The 25,384-nt window shown below is 39.3% G+C and carries 14 protein-coding genes and 1 pseudogene; 3 read left to right on the forward strand and 12 right to left on the reverse strand.

All coding sequences use genetic code 11. From position 1 onward, the window contains the following. Positions 1–21: 21 nt before the first annotated feature. The 11 genes and pseudogenes from RRV45_RS22140 to RRV45_RS20010 form a co-directional block, all read right to left on the reverse strand. Positions 22–618 (reverse strand): anthrax toxin lethal factor-related metalloendopeptidase, encoded by a 597-nt coding sequence (locus RRV45_RS22140; protein WP_410489393.1) that lies wholly within the window; start codon positions 616–618, stop codon positions 22–24. After that, positions 598–867 (reverse strand): annotated as a pseudogene (locus RRV45_RS19965) (bifunctional 2',3'-cyclic-nucleotide 2'-phosphodiesterase/3'-nucleotidase); the annotation flags it as partial. The gene RRV45_RS22140 and the pseudogene RRV45_RS19965, both read right to left, overlap by 21 nt. Positions 868–1,380: 513 nt before the next feature. Next, positions 1,381–4,842, reverse strand: coding sequence for a S8 family peptidase (locus tag RRV45_RS19970; protein WP_315666403.1), 3,462 nt, complete (start codon positions 4,840–4,842; stop codon positions 1,381–1,383). Between the two features lie 101 nt (positions 4,843–4,943). Further along, a complete protein-coding gene (locus RRV45_RS19975; RefSeq protein WP_315666404.1) occupies positions 4,944–6,143 on the reverse strand; it encodes an efflux RND transporter periplasmic adaptor subunit in 1,200 nt (399 codons plus the stop codon). 17 nt (positions 6,144–6,160) lie between these two features. Then, complete coding sequence (locus RRV45_RS19980) at positions 6,161–6,823, reverse strand: hypothetical protein (protein WP_315666405.1); 663 nt, start codon at positions 6,821–6,823, stop codon at positions 6,161–6,163. Between the two features lie 582 nt (positions 6,824–7,405). After that, positions 7,406–8,545 (reverse strand): glucosaminidase domain-containing protein, encoded by a 1,140-nt coding sequence (locus RRV45_RS19985; RefSeq protein WP_315666406.1) that lies wholly within the window; start codon positions 8,543–8,545, stop codon positions 7,406–7,408. A gap of 262 nt (positions 8,546–8,807) precedes the next feature. Continuing rightward, complete coding sequence (locus RRV45_RS19990) at positions 8,808–10,661, reverse strand: bifunctional metallophosphatase/5'-nucleotidase (RefSeq protein WP_315666407.1); 1,854 nt, start codon at positions 10,659–10,661, stop codon at positions 8,808–8,810. 920 nt (positions 10,662–11,581) lie between these two features. Then, positions 11,582–12,712, reverse strand: coding sequence for a plasmid pRiA4b ORF-3 family protein (locus RRV45_RS19995; protein ID WP_315666408.1), 1,131 nt, complete (start codon positions 12,710–12,712; stop codon positions 11,582–11,584). A 324-nt stretch (positions 12,713–13,036) separates the two neighbouring features. Next, positions 13,037–14,851: an ABC transporter substrate-binding protein gene (locus RRV45_RS20000; protein ID WP_315666409.1), complete on the reverse strand. Its 1,815-nt coding sequence runs from the start codon at positions 14,849–14,851 to the stop codon at positions 13,037–13,039. An 85-nt stretch (positions 14,852–14,936) separates the two neighbouring features. Continuing rightward, positions 14,937–16,451 carry an ABC transporter permease gene (locus tag RRV45_RS20005; protein ID WP_315666410.1) on the reverse strand — a complete coding sequence of 505 codons (1,515 nt, stop codon included), beginning with the start codon at positions 16,449–16,451 and terminating at the stop codon, positions 14,937–14,939. Between the two features lie 16 nt (positions 16,452–16,467). Continuing rightward, complete coding sequence (locus tag RRV45_RS20010) at positions 16,468–17,928, reverse strand: ABC transporter permease (protein ID WP_315666411.1); 1,461 nt, start codon at positions 17,926–17,928, stop codon at positions 16,468–16,470. Positions 17,929–18,174: 246 nt separating this feature from the next. Here RRV45_RS20010 and RRV45_RS20015 point away from each other — a divergent pair, with 246 nt between their 5' ends. Then, positions 18,175–19,884 carry an ABC transporter ATP-binding protein gene (locus tag RRV45_RS20015; protein ID WP_410489310.1) on the forward strand — a complete coding sequence of 570 codons (1,710 nt, stop codon included), beginning with the start codon at positions 18,175–18,177 and terminating at the stop codon, positions 19,882–19,884. Positions 19,885–20,336: 452 nt separating this feature from the next. Here the strand turns inward: RRV45_RS20015 and RRV45_RS20020 are convergent, their stop codons facing one another. Further along, positions 20,337–20,846, reverse strand: a complete 510-nt coding sequence (locus tag RRV45_RS20020; RefSeq protein WP_315666413.1) for a hypothetical protein — start codon at positions 20,844–20,846, stop codon at positions 20,337–20,339. Between the two features lie 377 nt (positions 20,847–21,223). Between RRV45_RS20020 and RRV45_RS20025 the strand changes: the two genes are divergently transcribed. Further along, on the forward strand, positions 21,224–23,782 hold the full coding sequence (locus RRV45_RS20025; protein ID WP_315666414.1) for an Ig-like domain-containing protein: 2,559 nt from the start codon (positions 21,224–21,226) through the stop codon (positions 23,780–23,782). A gap of 303 nt (positions 23,783–24,085) precedes the next feature. Then, the gene (locus tag RRV45_RS20030) at positions 24,086–25,360 is read left to right on the forward strand and encodes an erythromycin esterase family protein (protein ID WP_315666415.1); all 1,275 of its coding nucleotides are present in this window, start codon (positions 24,086–24,088) and stop codon (positions 25,358–25,360) included. Positions 25,361–25,384: the final 24 nt, after the last annotated feature.

A 25,384-nucleotide genomic window follows, 5' to 3' on the forward strand; every position in this document is an offset into this window, starting at 1 on the left:
CGAATAATCGAGGGGAACTTGCTATTTAATATTTTCAATAAATTGATAGGTTTTTGGTGCAAGGGTCTGCAGTTTTTTTCTTGTATCTTTGTCACGGTAATACATGGCAAAGCATTCCGCGAAATACTCCTCTGGATAAAGGTTAAAATATTCTTCATTTGGGAATAGCTTTTTCTTTTCTAAATTCCAGATAGCGCTAAATCCAGAGGAAGTTGATAAATGGTTTTTTAGTATATTATCTATGGTGTGGGCTAGCTCGTGTAATTCAAGATTAATCGAGCCATGTCCGTTCCCTTTTTCACTATATCCAATTCGAACAACGACCGTTTTATTTCCGCCAATGCCAGGGACATCATCCCATGTTTTATTGAGATTCTCCCAACCTCGTGGAATAACTCCTTTTAAGTATGCATATTCTTTTGTTTCTGTTATGGGCCCGTTCACTAGCAGCATGCGAATATTCTGCTGTATTAGTTGAACCAAAACAGACTCAGGCAGAGATTGTAAACGTCCTTTTATTTGGTTAACAGAAGTTGAATCATAAGAATCCTGCGGTAAAACAATTAGCGTTTCTACTAAACATTCTTGATTGCATTCTAGTAATTTTCTTTTTGACAAAGAGGGAGTTTCATAGATCACATGATCAGACACTTTAGTAATATAGTAATCTCCGCCTACTCCATACTGACCGCCATAGAGGTCATCCATTCGATAAACCCGGTAGACTTCTCCTTGCTGAAGGATTCTTTCAAATTGCAAGCCATTCTCTGTTCTTTTCCATAAATTAATGGGCTTCACAACAGTAACACGGCCAATTTGCCCTTTTTTAAGCTCCACTCCATCCCAGTATACGGTTGCAGCCTGTGACTTCTCAGGGCTCAATGAAATAAATAGAATAATAGCGGCAAAAATAAATAAAAGCCTTCTCACAAACATCCCCCCTATTAGTCTTATTTTAACGCAAATGAAGGAGCGGTCATAGCCCTTTTGGGTTTGTTAGCTAAATGATGTAAATTCTTTGTCAATTGTGTTGGTATGGCAGCGAAATCATACAGTTGATTGACCATTTCTAGCGATTTACCGATAAAATCATGCATTTTATCAGCCAGTAATACAGCTTTGTAAATTTGTCAGCCAAATCTAGTGGTTTGTCAGCCAGATTTAGTAGTTTATCAGCCAATTCTAGTGGTTTGTCAGCCAATTATGCCAGTTTGTCAGCCAATTCAAACTTTGGTGGCCCATTACCACCAGTTTGTCAGCCAATTCACGTTTTGACGACCTTCTCCATCAACTCATTACCAACTCACATCAATTCAACCACCCAACACTTTTACCAAAAATAAAGCCAGCCCACTATCCAAAATGAGCTGGCCCTGATTCTTATTTATACACATTCAAAGTATATGGAGTTAATGTAGCATTGCCGTTCACGTCACGAACCTTAATATGATACGTGCCTTTTGTTAAGTTAAAGTTAAGAACTTCGTTATCCCCTTCTGGGTAGTAATCGACAGTGGCAACGAGCTTGCCATTTTTATATAGAGAGATGACGCCATCAATCTCTATGCCGGATTGAAGCTCGATTTTACCTTTAGCCGCTTTATCTAGCTTTAATACATACCAGTCTTCATCTCCGTAAGGGATGCCTGCATTTAAATGGCCAACCGCTTGCAGATGCTTGGCGGAAACGGCTTTGAGGGCAATTGGCTTAGATGGGATGTTGTTTTTAACAACGGAGCCTTTGTCCTCGTCATTTTTGTTTACAGGATTGATCGATAACACATACGGGAGAAGCGAGAAGCTATTTGGCCATTCAAAATAGGCAGATACTGAGAAAATATAATTTTTGCCTTTTTCTGTTTTAAATGAGCCAAAGGTTTTTCCGGACATGGCTCCTTTTTCTAAGTACTGGGCCGTTCTCATTTCTTCATCATCCAGCTTACGGTTCTTGTTCGTATCCTCGTAAACGACAAACATTCCATAGAAAGGACTGAGCAGTTCTTTCGGATATTGGGCTTTAAACTGATCGCTAACTTGCTTTCTTTCCAATGTCATGCCATAAATTTCATCATTCTTGCTTTCAAAATAGAAGTTATCCTGGTCGTATGGCATAGAGAAGTTACCTTCAATTACATTCGCTGGGAGATTCTTAACCTCTTCCATTTTGTCATTATCCTCATATTTATCTTGAGGATTTTTCACAGTCAGCTTTGAAGTAAACTTATATGGATCAAAAGAAATAGCCCCATTATAATAGTTTGTATTTACTTTTATATAGTAGGTTTCATTCTTTTTGAATCCTGCGAACAAACGGTTTTCTAGGCTGCCTGTTAACCAGAAAGAATATTCGTTTGAAGCAATCTGTTCCATATAGGAGAACTCTTTTCCATCACGATCTTTCTCTGTTCTTACTTGATAGATTCCAAACATCGGAACAGTTGCATTGTTCTTTTCCAAAGTGAATTCGTATATGCCATTCTCCTCTGATGTGACACTGAACCAGTCCTCATCCTCCAATGTTTGCAAATAACCTGTCGCTTCATCGTTGATATTATAAGGCTGCGCGCCATCCTTAATCATTTGAACATAATCAAATTCTTCTGCTGGCCGTTCTATTAATAGAAGTTCTCTCTGTTTCTCAATCGAGCTGTCTTCATCCATGATATGCATCATTGGCAGTGAATCTTCGTCTGGCGGAAGAACCTTACCTTGTACCTTCAGCTCGTATGGAATGGCTGATGATTCAGGGGTTTGCTTTTCATCAATCATCCCCCAGTTAATGAAAAAGTCGAAAATCCCAAAGTAGTTGCTCACTTTATTTGAGACTTTAATGGAATAATCCATTCCTGGCTGTGCCAAAAACGATAAGGATTCGCCTTCGCTCTTCCCCTTACTATTGGCATAGAAGTTTGGTTCACGCTCGTCTTCCTTTAAAGCAGGAAGCTCAAATTCACCTTCCATTCCTCCTTCTTCAGGCGAAGGCATCTTGAAAATCTCGTAAACACTTAAACTTGTATCAACTCCCGGTATTCCTGACAGGTCAATTTTAATAACCTGCTCTTCCTCAACAGTAAAAGTAAAGTAATCATTGTCTCCTTCTTCACCAATTAAAGTATACTTTTCCTTTGATGTATCGTATGGCAGCTCGATATTAATCGGTTCATCGAAGGTAGATTCATCTGCTGGAAGAACTGGGTGCTTTTTAACGGAAATTGTATACTTAGATTGCTGCTTATTTGAATCATCATAGCTTCCATTGACATCCTTCACACCGAATGAAAGTGTTCCAGTATAAGGAACTTTATACAATTTTCCTTCTGTCTTCCCGTCCATCACATGATTCACTTCAAGCTTATCTTTGCCCTCTTGGGATTGGAGGTTAAGCATTAATTTGTAATCAAATTGTTTAGAGCCTTCTAGAGAAAATTGGATGTACTCACCTTTTTTCACTTGGGCTGAATACCACTTTTCTTCGAATGGCTTCGTAATAGCTCCCTTTACTTCGCTCGTTTTCGCTAAATCTACAGGGACTGCATTTTCTTCAATTTCCTTATCAGTCCAAGGCTTGCTCGTAAAGGAAGGAAGCTTTTTAATATCAAAGTTGAGAGCTGCGACAGGATTGACAAGTCCATTTCCGTATTTAATATCAAATCCAGGGTCACCAAGATCCTGTGCCGTATGCTCTAAAATATATTCCACCTGTGATGGTGTTAAGTTAGGATGTTTTGATAAAAGCAGTGAAGCTGCCCCAGCCACCATTGGAGAGGCCATCGATGTACCGCTCATCTCACGGAAGCTTGATAATTTCTCAGGTTCATAGATAGGAGCGTATACTTCATCACCAGGTGCAACAATATCTACGGACGGGCCATAGCTCGAAAAGCTTGAGAGTTTTTTAGACTTATCGACTGAACCAACACTAATGACACCCTCGAATGCAGCAGGATAACTAACCATTGTATCCCCTGTATTGCCGGCAGCAGCGACAATCGTAATATTTTTCTCTAACGCCTTTTTGATGGCTTCTTCAATTAGTGGCGACTTCATTGGTCCGCCTATGCTCATGTTAATCACTTTCACGTTCTTTTCTACCGCATGCAAAATCCCTTGTGCAATCGAATAGTCATAAGCTCCCCAGCTGCGATCAAATACGTCAATCGGGAGGATCTTTACATTCGGATTAACCCCAAAGCCACCGATGCCATTATTTTTATTTCCAGCAATAATCCCTGTCACATGCGTCCCATGATAGTCAGGTGTTCCTTGATTCATCGGGTTAACGGCATTGTAACTTGGGAGCAGTTTCCCCTTTAATTCTGGATGGTGCACATCCACACCCTGGTCAATGACGGCAACCGTTACTGTATGCTTGCCAGCCAGCTTATGGGCTTGATTTAGGTTAAGCAAGTCAATGTGATATTGCTCGTTCACCTTCGGATCAGGTACGCTTAATGGCTTGTACATTGCACTTGGATTGACTGAGTTCACATGGCTTAGGCCTTTATACTTTTGCATAACCTTTTGCAAATCTTTTTTATTCTTTACCTTTACTACGGCATAATTTAAGGCTGGTATATTCGTAACAAGCGTACCGCCTGCCATTCTATGCTCTGCTGGAGACAAAGGCTTCGTATATTTTATAATGAATGTATCTTCACTCAAAGCCTTTTCCTTATACTGATCAAGCTTGCTTTGAAGCTGAGGATTGTTCACTTGAATAGCCGAGACATTCTGTAATTGTTTAGGAGACTCCGCCGATGCTATCATGGAAGTTCCTAGATTACTAGAAAACAAGCCAAGCCCTACAGTAATTGTAAATGCATTCCTAACCCATTTCTTCATATGATCCCCCTTCTCTTTTATAACCCTATAGTACATATATCTGTAAAAAAATAGCAAGAATTTCCATAACCAATCTTTTTATGAAATTCGACAACTACCATCTATCTTATTAAAATCCCTTTTACGATATGTTTAAAAATATGTTTTTTTCTCATTTGCTCGATTTCAGATCGCTCTATGTTTGATAGATTCAGAGGAATCATGATTTTTGGGCCCTCGCCTTGTTGTATTGAAGCAGGATTGTTTACAATGAGCTCTTCCTTTTCAACCCCAGATTCGATCTGTAGTTTATTGCCTGACGAGATTCCGGTTTGGATTTCTCGTTTTTCCAGGATTCCGCCTGATGCAATAACCCAGACAAAGGATTTCTTTTTCTGTTTGATAACGCTTTGATTCGGAACCACGATTGCTCCATTTACTTCTTTTGTAATTAATGTGACTTCGACATGGGATCCTTGGAGCAGGTCAGGGATTTCTTCATCCAACTGAACAGAAAATGGGTATAGACTTTCCTTTTCTGATTCGATGCGATCTGGTAATTTGTCGGCTTTCGTCAGTGTACCTTTTCCATTTATATGTTTAGAAGAAATGACGGCCGGAATCCCAGTTTCCACCTTCACTCTTTCATCCTCATTTAACTTTCCTTCAATCGTTGGAATAGCAGAACTAATCGTGATCAGCGGGTTATGCAGTCCGACATTGATTTCTTTGATGATCCCTTCAAACTCACTGACAACCGTTATTTTCCCTTCATTCGCTTGAATGGTCTTCAGCTCCTGCTCATGCTTATCAGCTGACTGCCTTAACAGGATAGCCTGTAATTCTTTTTCAAAAATATCCTGCTCAACACTATGTAAAATGGAAAGCCCAACAGCCTTTTCCTCATCATCAAAATGTAAGGAATCCTTGTAATAGCGGAGCTCACTTATATGTCTATCTAATACTTCGATTTGATTTTCAATTTTGGCTTTCTCCGCTTCTATTCTCGCCATATCCCCTTCTAAATCAGCAGAAATATACTCAAATAACGGAGTCCCAGCTTCAACGGTTTCCCCCTTCTTTACAAAAAACTGCTTAAATGCCCCCATTTTTTGATCATAATAATAATGATAGTCTTCCTGAGGAGCCACAATCCCTTTTTTATGTAAAGTTTCCTTGATGTCTTTTTCAACTGCCATTGAATAGCTTTTAATAAAGGCAGTGCGTTCAATTTTCGAATGATCTTTTACTATTAAAAACAAATTAACCAAGACTAATAGGAAAACACCAGCTGCTAAAACCATTTTGATCCGTTTCTTCATTTTGCATCACCCCCGCCTTAAATGAGCTTCTCAATCTCAAGATAGGATAACAAGGCAGACACAAGCCAAATGACAAGATGAGCGAGAATGATAACTAGCAGGACTGTCTTCGGGCTTCTTTCACTCAATCCTTTTAACGCCTTATATTGGAAAAAAATCGCCCAAACAGTGAACAGTGAAATCTGGGAAAAGAAATAAACTAAAATACTGCTGGATGTTAAGTAGGCAGCTATGACACCAAAGGAAAAAGGAGAAGCCTCCGGACCAATTCCAAGCCAAATATGAAATGGTAGTAATACGGCCTTTTCCAATAAAAGAATACAAAGTACAAATAGCTGAACGACGACTATTTTCTTGTAAGACATATCGAGAATAGCCCAAAGAATCACAGAAAATCCAAAAAGGACTAGCATCGAGAAGATCATTCCCCATATTAGACGACCAACTGTGGCAAAAAGTTTCTCCATTTCAAATTCTTGCCTGCTTAAATCTGTTATTTCTTTTGTCAGGAAATCCATACCGATCCCCAAATAGCCGCTAAACGTAAACAAAATTGTACTTAGCAAGGTCAGCAAAATAACCTTTTTCCACAACCCTCTTATCGCCTCAGCCCTCATGATTTGATAGGAGAATGTGTTTGGGGACAAAAGCCCCTTCAATAGGTGCACGTAATAAACCATGGGCGTACCTCCAAATATAAGCTACCTATCATTCTAGCTGATTAACGGAAACAATTCCCCTAATAACCCCATAGTTTGAAAAAAATGGGTATAAAATCACAGTGCTATTACTTCTGGTATATTTTGAAGATGAGTTTGAAGGATTTATCAGTCGAATTGAGGAGAATGCGGCCAATTTTATTAATTTTTGATCCAGTTTAAGAGGTGTTGTCAGTCGATAAAGAAGATTGCGGTCTACTATTAAGTTGTCAACCAGTTTAAGTGGTTTTTTATTCGAAAATGAGGATAGTAGGCCTACTATATTAATCTTTGTCAGCCAGTTTAAGTGGTTTTTTATTCGAAAATGAGGATAGTAGGCCTACTATATTAATCTTTGTCAGCCAGTTTAATCGGTTTTTCATTCGAAAAAGTGGATTGGGGCCAACTAATTAATCTTTGTCAGCCAGTTTAAGTGGTTTGTCAGCCAGTTTGGGGCATTTGTCAGCCAATTCGAGGAGGTTGTCAGCCAAATTTGATGGTTTGTCAGCCAATCGGATATTTCCCCCTTAAAAAAGGAAAACCACTGGTAAAAGCCCCGTGGTTTTAATGATTAGAATAAGACTGTTTCTGCTTATCATAGTTTAAATAATAACCGCCGCCTAGATCCAGCTTATTATTTTGGATCGCATAAACTCTAAATACTTGACCCCTTTTCAGCGTTCTCGCTACACTCCCATTAGAATCATAGAGCGAGCTATCGGCGTTGATTTGAATCGTCCCTTTATAGAAGGAAACCCCTGCATTCCTTTGAATATAATAGCCGCCGCCAACATAATAAGCATTGTTATCAAAGCTAAACACTTTAATGAGCTCACCTGGTACTAACTTTCGATGAACTTTCCCATCTGGACGGTACAAATTGATATCTTTATTTTTAATATGCAATCTTCCAATATAGACACTCATTTTACTGCTGTTAGCGGCAATATAATAATTTCCGCCCAGATTATAGTTGTTTCCTATTGTTCCAAACACTTTATATGAATACCCTTTTTTCAGCGTCTTAGCAACGGATCCGTCAGGACTGATTAGCGGCATATCCGCTTTCAAATAGACGGCAGCTGCAGGTAGCTTGGATGTCCATTGACTGCCTACATTTGGAATTTCTAAGTTAATTCTCTTCATCTCTGAAAAAATTGCTAGAATCCGCTCTCCGTAAAATTCTCCTGGCACCGCCCAGCGATTATTCAAATCCGTCCAGTATGGAGCAATTCCCCGCTTTACATAATCAAAACGCGGATCAATTTTTTCTGTTACAAGAGGGTCGTTATTTGCATAGGCCTTCAAATGCTGAATCTGTGCTCTTACCCCTTCCTCAGGTTTGTTGAAATAGGCCCCTTGTGCACCGCCCCCAACTGCCCCAATCCCAGAGTAGTTATTTTGCTCAGGCAGAACATCTTTCCCATATTGAAAATAGCCTGTTTCCAGAATCGCTTGGGCAAAAGCAATATCCCCGCGAATCCCCTCTTGGCGACCTAAAGATAGATATAAATCTGCTAATCTATAAATATCAACAGTCGTTAATTTAGGTTCAGGATACTTTAATAGGACAAAATCGCCCATTTGTTTGGCGGTGAGGATGGAGCTTCCGCTTATGGATACCTTTTCATCAGAAGCTTGTACCGGAGCATATGAGACGAAGCTTAACAGTAAAACAAACAGCAAAACATAAACTTTTTTCATCACTTTCTCCCTTAAAAACTATTTTTTCATTTCGTAGTTTCTATTTTACACTTTTGACAGTAGCAGTAAAGGGAATTGGAGCTTTATTAAAATAGGGAAATTTAGACTATTTGTATAGTGTTTCCTTTTTTTGAAAAAATGCAAAATTGGGAAACTATTTGACCTTTGTTTCCACTTTTCCCTAAAAAACCGTAAAATTAGGAAACTATTTTATAAAGCAAAAAGCAGAGAGCCGCTGCACCCTCCGCTTTTACTAAGCGCCTTACTTATTCAATTCTGCTAATTTCTTCTTAGAAGGTGTTTCATATTTAACAAAGCCTTCCATCTTCGTCACATAATGACCTCCGCCAACTCCGTACTGGCCGAAGTGCTGGCTGTCATAGTTGTAAACTCGATATTTTTCACCTGGGTTTAATACACGGACAAAAGTAAGCTTGTTGTTTGCATCTTTCTTCCATAGATTAATTGGCTTTTCAATGATCACTCGGCCAATTTGACCTTTTTTCATTAATAGGCCATCCCAGTAAACTTTTGGAGCTGGGTTTGTTTCTTCTTTTGGTTCTTCTTTTTCAATCGGCTTTGCCACAATACGGGCTTCGTATTTTGTATTAACCGTTCCAAGCTTTTGGATATAAGCAATGAGCGCCTCATCTAGAGCAGGGAACTCATTTTCGATTGGGCTGTCTTTAAAGGAAGTATACTCATCGCCGCCTGCAGCCATGAAATCGTTAGTTGCAACAACATATTGTTTACTCATATCAACAGGCTGCCCATTAATTTTCATAGAATGAACACGCTCGCCCACTTTTTGTGCCGTATCAATTGCAAATGACAAACCACTGACGTGAGGGAATGCACCTTTTGACTCTGGATATGAATCGACTCCATTTTCAAGTCCAGCTTTAATTTGTGCTCCTGTTAACTTTTTCGTAACGATGTAGTTTCCGAATGGCAATACTGTTACGACTTCGCCTTTCGTAATATCTCCTTCATTGATGGATGCTCGAATCCCACCACCATTAGTAATCGCTACATCAGCACCTGTCATATCGACCATCGCATCAGTAATCAAGTTTCCAAGATTCGTTCCGCCTGTACGAACTTGTTCACGTTCGCCATCCAGCTTCACTGCTGTCTTTCCGATTACTTCTGATAAAATTTCTTCTTGTGCTGCTTGAATATCTTTAATCACCTTTTCCACTTCTGGATCTGGTTTTACATCAGCTGTTTCTTCTTTTTTGATTAATCTTGCTTTTTTGCCAGTTAATTTCTTACCTTCAAATGTTAGCTCAACAACACCAAGATTTTTCGTATACTCACCTGAGCTTACGATTAACGTATCATTTTCACCTTGTAATCCCTCTACAAGAGTAGAGTGGCTGTGACCATCAACAATCAAGTCGATTCCAGGTGCACCTTTAGCTACTTTAATAGATGTATCTGTACTGGATTCATCGATACCTAAGTGTGTAACAGCAATGATCATATCAACATTTAGACCTTTTAATTCTTTTACCATTGCCTGAGCTTCAACAACCGGATCTGTAAAAGTTAAACCCTCAACATTCTTCGGGTGTGTTTTATAATGTGTTTCTGGAGTGGATAAGCCAAAAATCCCTAGTTTAATGCCGTCTACTTCCTTAATAACATAAGGCTTTAATAGCAATGAGCCATCCGCTTTACGAACGTTCGCACTTAAAACTGGGAAAACTACTTTCTTTTCTAACTCTAGCAGTCTCTCATATCCATAGTTAAAATCATGGTTACCTGCAGCCATTCCATCATAGCCTACTTTATTCATCACTTCTGCAACGCTCTCCCCTTTGCTAAGGGTGGCAAAAGTTGTCCCGTGAAGTGTGTCCCCAGCATCTAATAAAAGAGTGTTTGGATTTTCACTTTCAAATTGCTTCACAAGAGTCGAAATCTTTGCGAACCCCATTCCATCAAGGCTGCTTTCCTCTACGCGTCCATGTGAATCATTCGTATGCAAAATCGTAATTTTCTTTGTGTCCGCATTCGCAGTTCCTTCCGCGTTAACGTGAAACTGTCCTCCAAATCCGGACCAGACTACTAATGATGAAACTAATACAGCAAAACCCTTTTTCAACCTTTGCATGGCTTACCTCCTATTAGTTTTTACTTCTTCCATAGTATTATATATTAATATTATTAATTAATGGTAAGTAATTTGTAAATTTAGTATATTTTTCCTATAAATCTATCTAACTAAACGTTTGATTAGTTTTAATTAAACGATTGATTAATAAAATATAATTACCAAGAATGCTGACGGGCAAACTTAAAGGCGGATGAAAGAATCCATCCGCCTTTGAAGACTACTATATTTCTTTTACACTTCTAAAACTTTTACCTATTTTAACTCTTTATAACGAACAGTTTGGTTTTATCATATACGATAAATTTAAATAGCCAAATTATAGAAATAGTTCTCAATGAAGTGCGCCAAACCTCATCTACCCGGACATTGGTTCCGTTGATATCAAAAAAGGTTGTTTTTCAAGGCGGTAACGGACACTGGTTCCGCTGATACATGAAAAGAACGCTATTTTTCTCCTATTTTTTATAATTAACGGATTCTGTGTCCTATTCATCCGATGAAGATATGATTTTTATAGAAATAAAGGAATCTCTGTCCGCTAATGATAAAAATCCAGTGCGACAATCTGTTCAACGCTCAAGGCTCTCTAATCGATTTCAGGTGTTCATTGATTTTGGTTCTAAATGGGTATTTCATAGTTTTATACACTTTATCAGAGTTATTTATTCGTAGAGTAACCTTTAAATTAGGGAAGGCCCTCCTGCTCAGAATGCATGAGAGCCGTCCCTATGCTTTAATTTTAATTCTCCACACCCATATCACTCTTCTTCACAAATTCCAAACGATGAGGAAAGAATAAGAGCATTTTAACAAATTCCGACTTTACTTTTTCCTGTACAATTGGACAGCAATTCTCTAGTATAACTACTTATCAAGAACAACTCTGGCTGCCAGCAATCCAGCTCGTCCATTTAAAGTCATATATCTTTAAGTAATCTATTTACTCCCTCAATATCAAAATTCTTATAGCCTTGAATTCTCCCCCACTCAACCATATATTTATGGTCAGGATGCAGGGGATCGGCTAAAATTTTTAAAAACTCTTCAAATCCATAATTCCCTCCAACATCTTCTGGAGGTGTGTTTCCTTCACCTTTAAGGCAAACAGGATAGTTGGCATGGTAATTGTCAATGACTTTTTCCACCTCAACATCATGCTGCCAATTATCCCCAAAATCGTAGTTATATTTCAGACTTTTATATGCTGGGATATATTCAGATAGCTCTATATCAGTGTCAAGCTTCATATCCACTTCATTCGGATAGGCAAAGGCTTCTTCATTACATACAAGATTTATTACTGGCTTATACCCCTCCTGATGATAAGCGGAATGATTTTTGGATAAAACATGTCCAGATGTTTCACTATTATAAATGTAAAATTCATGGAGATGATAATTCCGCCAACCGAAGGCTGCCTGTAAAATGTCGTGGAGGTTGTTAAATGTTTTATTGATTGGAACGAGTATTCTTCGCCAAACATGACCCTTTTCAAGCCTTAGTGTGACTTTAAGCTGAACCGCATTCATCATAAAAATAGGTTTACCTGCGAATACCTCGAGGTCCTTATACAACTCTTCATTCGGCAAAATATATTTATTTTTCCCATCACCCATAAGAAAGCGGCTGACTCGCATACTCATCCTTGTATTGAAGATAGAATCGTTTTCCAATAGCTCCTCTAAAAAATAAACATATTCACAAGCCTTATTCATTCTTGCAACAGAGGTACGGTCCTTTGTTTTCGTATAGGTTACTTCCTTTGAATGCAGGAGATATTTATCTATCACCTCTTCCGTGATTCCCTCTTCTATTAAAGTCTTACGGATTCCTTGTAATACAATTTCATCAAGATTTTTAAAATCCTTCGCTTTCAGTCCATGCAAAACGACCACATACCTATTTTTATCATTCACAAGAACGAGAGTCTTCCTGCGATTTAGAGTGATTAAATGGGCATGCCATGAAAAAAGCGGTTCTTCCTCTTCCTGGGTTTCAGGCTTGATTCCAAGCTGATCTAATAGTTTTTTTGTACATTGAATGAGCATTGGTTTGACTCTCCTTTACAGATTTCCTACAAATCCTAATTTAGATTATACAGGAATACACTAATTAACTAAAAAACGGAAACATTGCATCCTTTTACGATTAATAATCATCTCATTTCATGTTAAAAAGCATATTGTCAGCCAATTTGGATGGTTTATCAGCCATTTTAGCAGTTTGTCAGCCAGATTAGCCTGTTTATCAGCCAAATCATGACGTTTATCAGCCAATTTGTCAAATCCAAAAGTGATTCGATTAATTTTTCCTAATTAAGCACACAGCAAAAAAAAACGGATCAGCGCCATCGCACCGATCCGTTTTCAACATTATTTACTAGATTGATATTTTTCCAGGAGTTCTTTCACCTTAGCAGGATCTGCTTTCAGCTCGTTACCAGTTTTAACAAGCGGGCTTACTGTAGATACCGCTTTGACTTTCTTGCCATGGTAGTAGCTAAGAATTTCATCTTGGTTAACCGAGTGTAGAACTGCTTTTCTTAAGTCTTCATTCTTAGCCACTTCACGATTAGCAGTGTTGAAAAGCAGGTAAGTTACACCGTTGCTTTCCATGCTTTGAAGCTTTAACTTGCTGTCGCTTTCAACGGTCTCATGCTTGTTTTCTGGAACCCCGTATAATACGTAAATTTCGCCGTTACGTAAGGCAGATAAGGAACTATCCATATCTTTGATGAAGCGAAGTTTAATATTTTCAATCTTCGGCTCGTGCTCTGTTCCCTTCATGTAGCCAGGGTTTTTGTAGAAAATGGCTTCATAATCGTTCTTATGTGAAAGAATGTACGGGCCGCTTGTGTATAAAGTGTTGTTGTACTTGTCGCCTTCCGTTACTGTGTTTTGGTCACCGTACGGAATGTCTTTGTTAACATCAAAGGTTGCTACATCGTAAGTGTTAATGCTTTCAACTTGCTTTTTAGAAACGATCCCAGCTGATTGGTGTGCTAAATAGTTAAGCACTTGCGGGAAAGGTTCAGTTGTTGTTACTTTCACAACTTGATATTTACCTTCTTTATTGTTGGCTTGTGTTTTATCTGCAACAAGTTCAGAGATTTTCGTATCTAGACCATTTTCAAGAGCTGCTCTGACAGAGTCGCTGCCGCTTGATTGTTTTACTTGATCAAGCACGCTTAAATCAGTAACAACTTCAACATCCTTAATGTGCTCATGCAAACTGTATGTGCGGTGATCCGGCACGGAATCTTTATTTTTCGCACGGTCTAAAGAGAAAATAACATCGTCTGCACCGACACGTTCGCCTGAATCCACTGCTTTTTTATCAGTGATTTTCGCAAAATTAATATCATCTCTTAAGATGAAATAATACTCTTCATTTCCTTCTGCAATACTATGGTTAAGAGATAGGGATCCGTCAGATGTAATTTTGTCATCATCTGTTAAGTTAATTAAACGAACATACATATTAGTGTTAATCATGTTAATAGATCCATCATTACCCTTAATTGGGTCAAGTGATGTTAAAGTCGGCATTGTTTGTGATAAAACAAGCGGGTCTGTTCCACGCTTTGATTCGTCAACAAAATCAATCGGTTCCCATGCAAGTGCACGAGATTTAGAAAGTCTAACAGATTCAGGCTTTAAGACATCTTTGTTTACAGCCTGTGATTTTAAAGAAATGTATAGTGGTGCAATATAAGCCTTATCAAATACAAGACGCTGTTCTAATTGCTTATACGTTTCTACATATTCTTCAGGTGTTTGCGTGCTTGCTTTATCAATTAGATCATCAATTTCAGTATCAGCTAAGATGCTATAGTCTCCGCCTGTTTTAAATAGAGAGCGGACAGCATAATCTGGATTTCCAGTAACAGTTGTCCAGCTGGATAATGCCGCGTCAAAGTTTCCCGCATCTTGTTGAGCTTTAAAGCTGCCATAGTCAGGTTGAATATTAAGCTTTACTTTGAAACCATTTTTAACGAGCTGGTCGCGAAGAATATTTAGATCTTCCTCCCCGCTGCTCATGCCAAGTAATTCAATTTCAACTTGCTCGCTAGCACTACCGCCAGATTTGGAATCAGATCCAGCTTTTTCATTAACATCCGATTTAGTTTTCACACATCCTGCCAGCATTAAGACAAAGGCAAGAAGCAGTGGAAATAGTTTCTTCATTATACTTTCCTCCTAATAATTTGTTTATATTAGCAATTATTATTGAAGACTGCTCGCCAACAATATTGCTAATCATTTCTTTATATTAATCAAGCTTCGGGTCAAGAGCGTCCCTAAGCCCATCTCCCAAAAAGTTAAAAGATAAAACGAGAGCAATAATCGCTAGCCCCGGATAGATGGCTAGATACGAATGAGTTTCGAGATAGGTACTGCCTATCTTCAATATATTTCCCCATTCCGGAATATGCGGCTCGACACCTAGCCCCAGATAGCTTAAGCTGCTTGTGGCAATAACCGCACCGCCAATGGTTAGTGTAGATTTAACAATCATAGGGGCAAGTGAATTAGGAACGACATGCTTAAAGATAATCGATAGATTGCTAGATCCGAGTGCACGGGCAGATTCAACATATTCATAGTTTGAAACCATCAAAACGTTGGCACGCATCGTTCTCGCGTATGTTGGAATGGACCCAACACTAAGAGCAATCACAAGGGTTACAGCGTTAGAACCAAACGCGGCAATAATAACAATCGCCAGTAAAATTCCTGGAATCGCGTACAATATATCAAGCAAACGCATAATAATATTGTCTGTGCGGTTTCCATAATAACCAGAAATAGCTCCTAAGAATCCTCCAATCAAAAAAGGAATTGCGGTCGATAATACCCCAACAATGAGAGAAATCCTTGCCCCGAAAACAATTCGAGAAAACAAATCCCTGCCAAAATTGTCTGTTCCAAGCGGATAAGTAAGACTCGGAGTCTGCAGAATGGCACCATAATCATTATCCACTGCCATGCTATAATCAAAGGTCAAATAACTGCAGATGGAAATCGAAAAAATAAAGATGATAAAAAACAACCCTAGCATGGATGTCGTATTCGCTGAAATTTTCTCCCAAATTTTATACCACTTACCGATACTAGTTTCGTTGTTTCTCCATTTTTCTCTAATAAAATGAATGCCTATTACTAGTGCAAAAAGATTGCCAGTAATAGCAGTCAATACTAAAGGTATACCCAAAAAGAACTTCAATCTCGCCTTGCCACTGCCTCCTCGATCCTTTGCAGTAAAAATAAGGACCGCCAAATAGAATACGGCCGTAATAATTAGGAAGCCCATTGATGGCAGAAAGGTATCAGAGACATAGGGCTTGAATAGATTCAGTGCTGACACAGCAATAATGAAAAATTGCGTGAGCAGCATGTAAACAGCAAATATATATTCGGGTGACTTTTCTTTTCTAATTAATTGAAAGGCAAAAGTAGCCACGAATACATTTGCAGTTAAAATACTTAATAGCTGAAAGTACCCTAGAACTCTAGTTGACTTTCGTATTTCGCCAGACTTTTTAAGGTCTAGCTTAATTTTCAACGTAATGACTATTTGTACAAGCGTAAACAGCGCATAGGCGATAAAAACGCCAAACACAAACGGCTTTATCGTATTAGCAGCAAAGTTAAAACTGCTATATAGAAATATGACAGTCAAAGCAAGCGAAGTGATCGATGTAAAGCTTGCCTGCCTGTATTCTGGTGAAATTTTTAGCGCGTGCTGTTTAAAATAGCTTTCATTTTCCCTCATATGAGTAGACATCTTCTATACACCTGCTTTAATATTGTTTCATTTTTGATCGGATTCGAGGGTCAAAAAACGCATACAGGATATCGATCAATAAATTAATTAAAGAAATGGTAATCGCAATATAGACAACTCCACCCATAATACTCGGGATATCAGGTATAAATTGCTTATCAACAATATAGCTTCCAATCCCGCTAATATTAAATACCTTTTCTGTAACGGCCGCTCCGCCAAGCATGCCGCCAAACATGAGTCCAATAACCGTAATAACAGGAATCATCGCATTGCCCACCGCATGCTTCCATAATACTTGGCGCTTATTCAGTCCCTTGGCTTTCGCCGTAATAATATAATCTTCATTAATCACTTCAAGTGTAGCCGAGCGGGTCATCCTAGCGATTGAGGCAGTTAAGCCCGTTCCTAGAACAACGGCTGGCATAATAATGGACAGCCAGTTTTGCGGATTGAAGGTGGCTGGCAGCCATTGCAATTTAATCGAGAAATTCAGAATAAAGATAAGCCCTTGCCAAAAGTTAGGAATGGATAATCCGATAAGGGCAATAAACATAAACGTATAATCAAAAAATGAATTTGGCCTTGTTGCTGAAATAATTCCGATCGGAATAGAAATAACAATGGCCATAATTAAGGCTATAAGTGTCAGCGTTAATGTGATTGGGAATTTTCTAGCGATACTTGCAGCAACCTCTTCATTACCAGAATAAGAGGCTCCCAAATCAAAGGTGAAAATCCCTTTCATCGCATTCCATAATTGTGTCAGATAAGGCTGATCAAGACCGTAAATCTGATTAAAAGCTGCAATTTGTTCCTTTGTTGCCGTTTCCCCGAGTATATTAGCTGCTGGATCAAAAGGTGAAATATACAAAATAGTAAATACGAAAAACGCGACACCAAATATAACAAATATACTCATAACTAATCTTTCAAATATATATTTCAAATAAGGGTTGCTATGTATGAAAATTAAAAGATACATAGGCAATCCAGGTAAAATTGTTAATAGTAGAAACAGAGGATGCTTCACGAGCGACTGAAAAATGGATTCATAAGTTAATCTTTCATGCCCTTGCTGTTCTAAGAGCTCAGCTGTTCTTGCAGCCACTAACTTTTGAAACTGTTCTTCAGCCCAAATTGCCGCTAGCTGATCTGTTTTCGTTTCCTCTTGATTTTGTCCGAAAAACGCTTGTTTCCGTAATATCTGCTCCTTATACTGCTGCTTTAACTGTTCCCTTAGACCAGATTCAGCCAGTTTGTTCTCATTTTCCTTAAGCAGAGAGGAATATGTATCTCGTTTTCTATTATTGAGGTATATAATAAAAACAATGAGATGCACCGGAAGACCCAGAATATATATAAGCCATTTATAGGCAGGATGCGGCTGCATTTTCTTGTAAGATTGGCTTAAGGTTTCTGAAAAACTTAAGCTTTTCCTTAAGCTTTTTGCATCAGTACCCTTGATAGCTTCCATGGGGATTTCCTCCTTCCCAGATATATTGCATTATTCCGACCAGTATAGTATATTTTAATTCTAATATTAAAGTCAATATCTAGTTATTATACAACTATAGTTATTCTTACTAGAATGTGTAGCTGATTTACATAACTTTTGTCAGAATATATCTATATTACCCTTATATAAATAGGCAATTTTGAATATGGGCAGGTGTGAAGTGTGGAACAAATATTGAAGATAAACAACTTACGAGTATCCTTCATGTCCCGAGATCATGAGTTTGAAGCAGTAAAAGGTGTGAGCTTTGAAGTCAGAAAAGGAGAGACTTTAGGAATTGTAGGGGAATCGGGAAGCGGGAAAAGTGTAACTGCTAGGTCCATTATGCGACTGCTCCCCTCTCCGCCCTCTTTTATGAAAGATGGAGAGATCCTTTTTCAAGGAGAAAATCTTGCACACAAAACGGAAAAGGAAATGGAAGAGATTCGTGGCCGCGACATCAGTATGATCTTTCAAGACCCGATGACTTCCTTAAATCCAACCATTCGTATTGGAAAGCAAATAGCGGAAAGCCTGATCAAGCATCAAAAATTATCGAAAAAAGAAGCGAAGAATCAAGCAATAGAATTATTAAAATTAGTCGGCATCCGCGATAGTGAAACACGCTATAACCAGTACCCTCATGAATTTTCAGGAGGTATGCGGCAAAGAGTGATGATCGCCATTGCACTTGCCTGCCGTCCAACGCTGTTAATTGCCGATGAACCGACAACTGCGCTAGATGTGACCATTCAGGCCCAAATCTTAAATCTAATGAAAAATATGCAGGAACGATTTGGCACATCAATCATACTTATTACTCATGATCTTGGTGTCGTTGCGGGTATGTGCGATCGTGTCGTTGTCATGAAAAACGGTGAAATTGTAGAGACCGGAACGACTGAGGAAATCTTTGAATCGCCAAAGCACCCTTATACGCTTAAACTGCTAAATGCACTGCCTAGACTGAATGAGAAGAAGAAACCAAAGCCTGCCCCACTCATCTTGCCAGGCATAGATTCAAGTAAATCATTACTTGAAGTCCATGGACTAAAGCAATACTTTGATTTAGGCAAGGGAAATGTTCTGAAAGCAGTAGATAATATTAGCTTTCAGATTAAACCAGGTGAAACATTAGGGCTTGTAGGAGAATCTGGATCCGGTAAATCTACAACAGGCCGAGCGATTTTACGGCTTCATGAGCCTACAGGAGGCGAGGTTTTATACCAAGGGATTCCAGTTAATCGGCTAACACAAAACGAAATGAAGACCATGCGCCGGCATATGCAGATGATCTTCCAGGACCCTTATGCATCACTGAATCCGCGCTTTAAAGTTCTCGATATTATCGGACAGGCTTTGGATATTCATAAACTGTCAGACAGTAAAGAAGCACGGAAGAAAAGAGTGGAAGAACTGCTTGATATGGTTGGACTAGAACCATCACATGCTTTGCGCTATCCTCATGAATTTTCAGGCGGCCAGCGTCAGCGGATTGGCATTGCCCGTGCCCTAGCTGTGGAGCCAAAATTCATCGTATGTGATGAACCACTATCGGCACTTGATGTGTCCATTCAATCACAAGTCGTCACCTTGTTAGAAGATTTACAGCATCGACTGGGATTAACCTATTTATTTATTGCCCATGATCTTTCAATGGTCAAGCATATTAGTGACCGTGTCGCTGTTATGTATCGGGGGAAAATTGTCGAGCTGGCTGAAAGTGAGGAGCTCTACTCCAATCCGCAGCATGCCTATACAAAGTCCCTGCTCTCTGCCATCCCAATTCCGGATCCGAAAATAGAAAGACAGAAAAAAAGAGTTTTAATGGAAGAGCAAACAGAGGAAGATAAATATCAACTTAGCACATCTGAGCTAGTTGAGGTTTCAGAAGGCCATTGGGTGGCCATGCCGAAAGTTCCGGTTAGCTATTAAGATTTCCTGCCCGTCCCTGATTGAGGGGCGGGCTTTTTTAACAGTATTAATAGAAAGAAGCTGTCCAGTAGTGGCGAATAAGTTCCATAATTTTATGGGATTCAGGAAAAGGTGGATTGTTTCCTTAATTCCGGGGGATCATAGAAAAAATGGAGACATATGATGATTTGTTTCTCAATTTTCGTGAGATCATAAAAAAAATGGAAACAAAAGGCGAGTTGTTTCCCAAAATTCTATGAAATCATAGAAAAAGTGGAGACATATGACGATTTGTTTCCCAAAATTCCATGAGATCATAGAAAAAGCGGAGACATATGACGATTTGTTTCCAATATTCCATGAAATCATAGAAAAAGTGGAAACAAAGCTCGAGCGGAAACCAAATTTTAAAAATGAGCCTATCCAGTAAGTCAGGATAAACCGACATTCTAGAGTGGCTCAAAACAAGTTATCTACTTATATTCTGATCGAACGATTAATTGAACATCTATCACATTTTCTTCCACATCTGCAAAATCGTAATCATCGGCCACATATTCATGGCCATCAGCTGATATAAGCATAACCCAATTCCCTGATAATACGCTGAAAAGAATATCGGCCTGCTCAACGGATAATTTCAATTGAGTAAATTTTCCGGGACTGAAAAGATAATCACGATCGGCCTCTAAGCCAAACCGCTCCTTTAACCACGTCTGGATGCCGCCATTTGTATTAAACTTCATTTGGTAACCATTTTTTATAGCTGCCTCTAAATCTTCACCATGTTCTTCTGCATAGGTGAAAAATTCGTCATAATGATAATATTCTTCCTCAGCTATTTTTAACGGTGTAATATCTCCTGTTATCTTACTAGCTAATATTACATCATCGGCTACACCAAATCTCCGCACACGTTCTAGCAAAATAGCCGTTTTTTGTGAAATTTTCGCCCTTTCACTCATAGGAATACCTTCTTTCATTAGATTTATATTCTCCTAGTAAATTATATAGCAAATTTTTGAAAGATGTATGGCGAGATTTGCGTTACCTTACCGTTTATACCTATTTTTAAGGGTGCAGCAGTCTAATTTTCTGTTAAAAATAAGTTTGTCAGCCAATTGGGATGGTTTATCAGCCAGTTTAGTTAGTTTGTAAGCGAATTACGCCTATTTGTCAGCCAATTCGTGTACTTTGTCAGCCAATTAATTAAAACACCCTCCTCCCCCTCTCAAAAATAGCATCTAAATGCCCGCCACCTGCTTCTGATGCTCATGCCTTTTTATCTATTTATCTATTATTAATAATCTTTTAAAATAGGAATATATTTACATTAACTAGCAACAAAGGAGGCAAATGAATGAAGAAAAAGAAGGTATTTTATACAGGAAGTGCTTCTATATTGGCTGCTTCTGCATGTATCACGGCAACCCCAGCTGAGGCAGCTTCCGTGAGCGAAGTGGAAAAACTGGTGAAAGCTGCAAGGGATGCGGGGACAATTTTAAAATGGGCGATTTCAATTGAAGGAAGTGCAGATGGGAAAACCCGGCCATGGGCTGCCTATAATAATGCAAAGGCCGCCTATGATCAAGCAGTCAAAGCTGCCAGCACATTACCAACAGCACAAAAAAATCGGTATTTAGCTGAGCTTGACGAACATGTCAAACTCCATATTAACCGGACCATGTATTATATCGATGCCATTACGGCCGGAGAAAAAATTAAAATCAAGCAGCAGGCATTAACCCATCAACTAAACTTAAACCTTATTAATGATCAAACGGAATTGGCCTATCACGAGCTTTCGAGAGAAATCCGCAAGCAAGCGATTATGCTGGACCGTGTTTACGGAAAATCCACTCGTGACCTGATTCGCTCCCACTATAAGCAGTCTGCGGAGAAAGTTCGGGACAGCGCGATTTATGCGGTTACTATTAAAATTGAACTTGATTTAGCCCAAAGAGCCATATCCAGCGGCAATTTTTCAAAAGCGGAAACTCATCTTCGTGAAGCTCGAACCTACTTGCCATATGTCAGCAATCCGGTTATTAAAAAGACATTAACAGATCGCCTAAACTCTATCTCTGTAACGGTCACCCCAAAAGTCGATAAAGTCAGTGCTGCCGAGCCAAAGCGGATTAAGATCACATTCAGCAAAGCTATGTTAGCTGGCACAGGGTCAAACGGGGCCGAAAATTTGTCCAACTACTCTGTATCTGGACGCGCAATAAAAAGCGTTAATCTCTCAGCTGATAAAAGAACAGCCGTTATCGAACTATACGAGCCGCTTTATACCAATTCTTCTTACACGGTAACAGTGAAGAAAAATATACAAACAGTCAACTACGAGACATTAGGGCAAAACGATTACGTTACCACATTCACCTTTTCTGACAAGATCAAACCAACTATCACGACAGTAAAAACCCAGACAAATGGGAATGTCGAGGTAAGCTTTTCCGAGCTAATCGCCTATAATTCACCTATTGCGGTGACAATTGACGGCAAAGCAGTGAAATACAATCAATTGTACAGTGATACAGACATGATAGTAATCCCTAAATCTGAGCTTGACCGGATCAGCCTGCGAAAAGGACGCTCCTATTCAATGGTCGTAACAGGCGCTCGAGACTTAGTAGTCAATTCTCCTAATATGATGGACACCTACAGAAGCAGCTTCCTTTATAACCCAGCAGCCGACACCACACCTCCAGAAGTGAAATCTCTACTAGTAAAAGACGAAAAAACATTCACCGTTGAATTTACTGAAACATTATCCAGCTTTATAGCTTCCAGCCATCTTACCATCAAGAAAGGCAACACAACGATTAAACCTGCTTCTGTAAAAGATATTTCAGACGGAAGCAAAACTAAATTTGACATTGAATTGCCGGCATCTGTATATGGAACGAATGAAATATCCGTTAGATTAAACATCTCGGTCAAGGGATATAAGGATCTAGAGGATAACACCGGAAAGACATATGACCGAACAATTACAATCAACAAGGATCTATCACCACCGCAATTTGTTCAAGCGGCTTACGATAAAAATAAAGATGAAATTCATATCACTTTTAATAAAACGCTAAAAACAGGGCTGCCAACTGGCAGCAAAATTAAAGTAACCGACCAAAACAATAAATCCGTTCAGACAACAGTCAGATCAAACGTAGATAACAAAATGATATTAGATGCAAAAGATTTGCCAGACGGAATCCTGACCATTTCAGTCGCGGAAGGAGCCGTAAAGGATAATACGCTTTCCCAAAATAACAATCGAGCCTTTACTACTTCAATTACGAAAAAGTTCGATCAAGAAAAGCCAAATGTTACCTTTTATGAAACATCAGCAAATGGGCAATTCAAGGCATTATTTGATGAACGTGTCCAAGCACAGTCAGCCACTTCAGCAGCAAATTACCTATTGGATGGCAGGCCGATTCCCCTTGATTCTGTATTTACGATTAACAATGATCTAACGCAAGTCACCATAACATTCCCGGAAGGCACGATCCCTTCTACAAAGAAATACAACATTACAGCAAGCGGCATAAAAGATTTATCTGATAATACGATGAATCCTTATACAGCCCCGATCACACTTGGCGATAATACGGAACCCGTCTTGACCGGAGCCGTCCTGAACAATAATAAGATTCACCTCACCTTCTCTGAATCCATTTTCATAGAAGACAGCCATGCAGATTTTATTATTATTTTAAAAGAAAAGCCAATACCCTTAGAAAATTACTCGATTACAAGAGGGGCTAATCAAAGAGAATTAACCATTATTCCAGAAAAAGGAATGACCTTTGAAGGGGGCAGCCTAATCATTCAAACAGCTGCCAAAACTACTATTAGAGATGAGGCATCGAATAAGCTTAAAGCCGGTACGACGATTACAGTGAGGCAATGAATATTTTAAAGGGTTTGTTCATATTAAGAGCAGACCCTTCTTTATTTGAAAGTCGTTATTGCTTTCTGCTTTTCCTGAAAACCTGTCCAAATAAACGGGCTTTTCTGGACAGCTTTCGGCACTTTTTCAAAAACCGGTCCAAATAAACGGATTTCTGGACAGCTTTCAGCAATTTTCCAATAACCTGTCCAAATAAACGAACGTTCGACTAGAACTTTTTCGGAACATTCCAGCGCTGTAATAGATCCTATCTTTTAGGAGACAATATCCTTATAATTTGCCTATAGATATCGAGGGATGAAAATGAACGAACAATTAATTCAAGCTATTCAAGAGCACGCGCGCCCATTAAATGAACTGGAGGATTTAGACATTCTCATTCAAAGAATCAACGATGAAAAGTATGTCCTGCTCGGTGAATCTTCCCACGGGACCTCGGAGTTTTATAAAATTCGGGCTGAGCTTACTAAGAGATTGATTGTGGAAAAGGGATTCACGTTTATAGCGGTTGAGGGTGATTGGCCGGCCTGTCAGCAGGTAAATCAATATATTAAAGGCTGGGACAACACATATTCCCGCGCTAGAGACGTTTTGCAATCTTTTAACCGCTGGCCGACCTGGATGTGGGCGAACGAGGAAATGATTGATCTGATTGAATGGTTAAAAGACCATAATCAAAAGCAGCCTCGGGAAAAACAGGTTGGTTTTTACGGGATTGACCTTTATAGTCTTTGGGAATCGATGGATGAAATTATGAGGTTTTTAAAGGAAACAAACTCCCCGGATATTGAGGCTGCACGGGAGACTTTTGCCTGCTTCGAGCCATTCAATCGTCAGCCCGAAAAATATGGAGTCTCAGCTGCCTTTTACGCAGAAGACTGTAAGGAGGAAGTGATTAAGCTATTAACCAAAATCTCTTCCAAAAGAAATACCTATCCTGATCATGAAGAGAGCGGATTAAATCTCGAGGTGAATGCACTGATTACGGCAAATGCGGAGAATTATTACCGGACGATGATTGTCCATGATAATGAATCGTGGAACATCCGTGACCGCCATATGGTCGAGGTTCTGAATCGAATGATGTCCTTCTTCGGAAATCAGGCAAAGGGGATCGTTTGGGAGCATAACACTCATGTGGGCGATGCCCGGGCCACTGACATGGCGAAAGCTGGAATGGTAAATGTCGGGCAATTATTAAGGGAGCAGGAAGGCGAGGAAAACCTCTTTATTGTTGGCTTTGGCACACATCGAGGTTCCGTCATAGCCGCTGACCGCTGGGGCAATAATTTTAGAAAAATGATGACGCCTCCTCCTAAAGACGGCAGCTGGGAAGATCTGATGTACAAGGCCGGGGCACACGACAAAATAGTATTGTTCAATAATGAGAACAGGCATTTATTTAATCAAACGATTGGACATCGCGCGATTGGCGTGGTTTATAGTCCGGCGGATGAACATTATGGGAACTATGTGCCGTCAAGAATGTCGGAGCGGTATGATGCGTTTGTTTTTGTGAATAGTACGAATGCCCTGAATCCGCTCCATGTTAAGGAAGGCGCGGCGTCTTATAGCTAAGGCGGGTGGGACAGTATTTAGTCC

Origin of the sequence: Bacillus sp. DTU_2020_1000418_1_SI_GHA_SEK_038 (assembly GCF_032341175.1) — a bacterium.
Classification (GTDB): Bacteria; Bacillota; Bacilli; order Bacillales; family Cytobacillaceae; genus Cytobacillus.

Excerpts from the sequence above, each read along its gene's own strand:
- RRV45_RS19990 (WP_315666407.1), bottom strand. The coding sequence starts at position 10,661 with ATGCAAAGGTTGAAAAAGGGTTTTGCTGTATTAGTTTCATCATTAGTA.
- RRV45_RS19975 (WP_315666404.1), bottom strand. The coding sequence starts at position 6,143 with ATGAAGAAACGGATCAAAATGGTTTTAGCAGCTGGTGTTTTCCTATTA.
- RRV45_RS19980 (WP_315666405.1), bottom strand. The coding sequence starts at position 6,823 with ATGGTTTATTACGTGCACCTATTGAAGGGGCTTTTGTCCCCAAACACA.
- RRV45_RS19995 (WP_315666408.1), bottom strand. The coding sequence starts at position 12,712 with ATGCTCATTCAATGTACAAAAAAACTATTAGATCAGCTTGGAATCAAG.
- RRV45_RS20020 (WP_315666413.1), bottom strand. The coding sequence starts at position 20,846 with ATGAAAGAAGGTATTCCTATGAGTGAAAGGGCGAAAATTTCACAAAAA.
- RRV45_RS19970 (WP_315666403.1), bottom strand. The coding sequence starts at position 4,842 with ATGAAGAAATGGGTTAGGAATGCATTTACAATTACTGTAGGGCTTGGC.
- RRV45_RS19985 (WP_315666406.1), bottom strand. The coding sequence starts at position 8,545 with ATGAAAAAAGTTTATGTTTTGCTGTTTGTTTTACTGTTAAGCTTCGTC.
- RRV45_RS20030 (WP_315666415.1), top strand. The coding sequence starts at position 24,086 with ATGAACGAACAATTAATTCAAGCTATTCAAGAGCACGCGCGCCCATTA.
- RRV45_RS20005 (WP_315666410.1), bottom strand. The coding sequence starts at position 16,451 with ATGTCTACTCATATGAGGGAAAATGAAAGCTATTTTAAACAGCACGCG.
- RRV45_RS20025 (WP_315666414.1), top strand. The coding sequence starts at position 21,224 with ATGAAGAAAAAGAAGGTATTTTATACAGGAAGTGCTTCTATATTGGCT.
- RRV45_RS20015 (WP_410489310.1), top strand. The coding sequence starts at position 18,175 with ATGTCCCGAGATCATGAGTTTGAAGCAGTAAAAGGTGTGAGCTTTGAA.
- RRV45_RS20010 (WP_315666411.1), bottom strand. The coding sequence starts at position 17,928 with ATGGAAGCTATCAAGGGTACTGATGCAAAAAGCTTAAGGAAAAGCTTA.
- RRV45_RS20000 (WP_315666409.1), bottom strand. The coding sequence starts at position 14,851 with ATGAAGAAACTATTTCCACTGCTTCTTGCCTTTGTCTTAATGCTGGCA.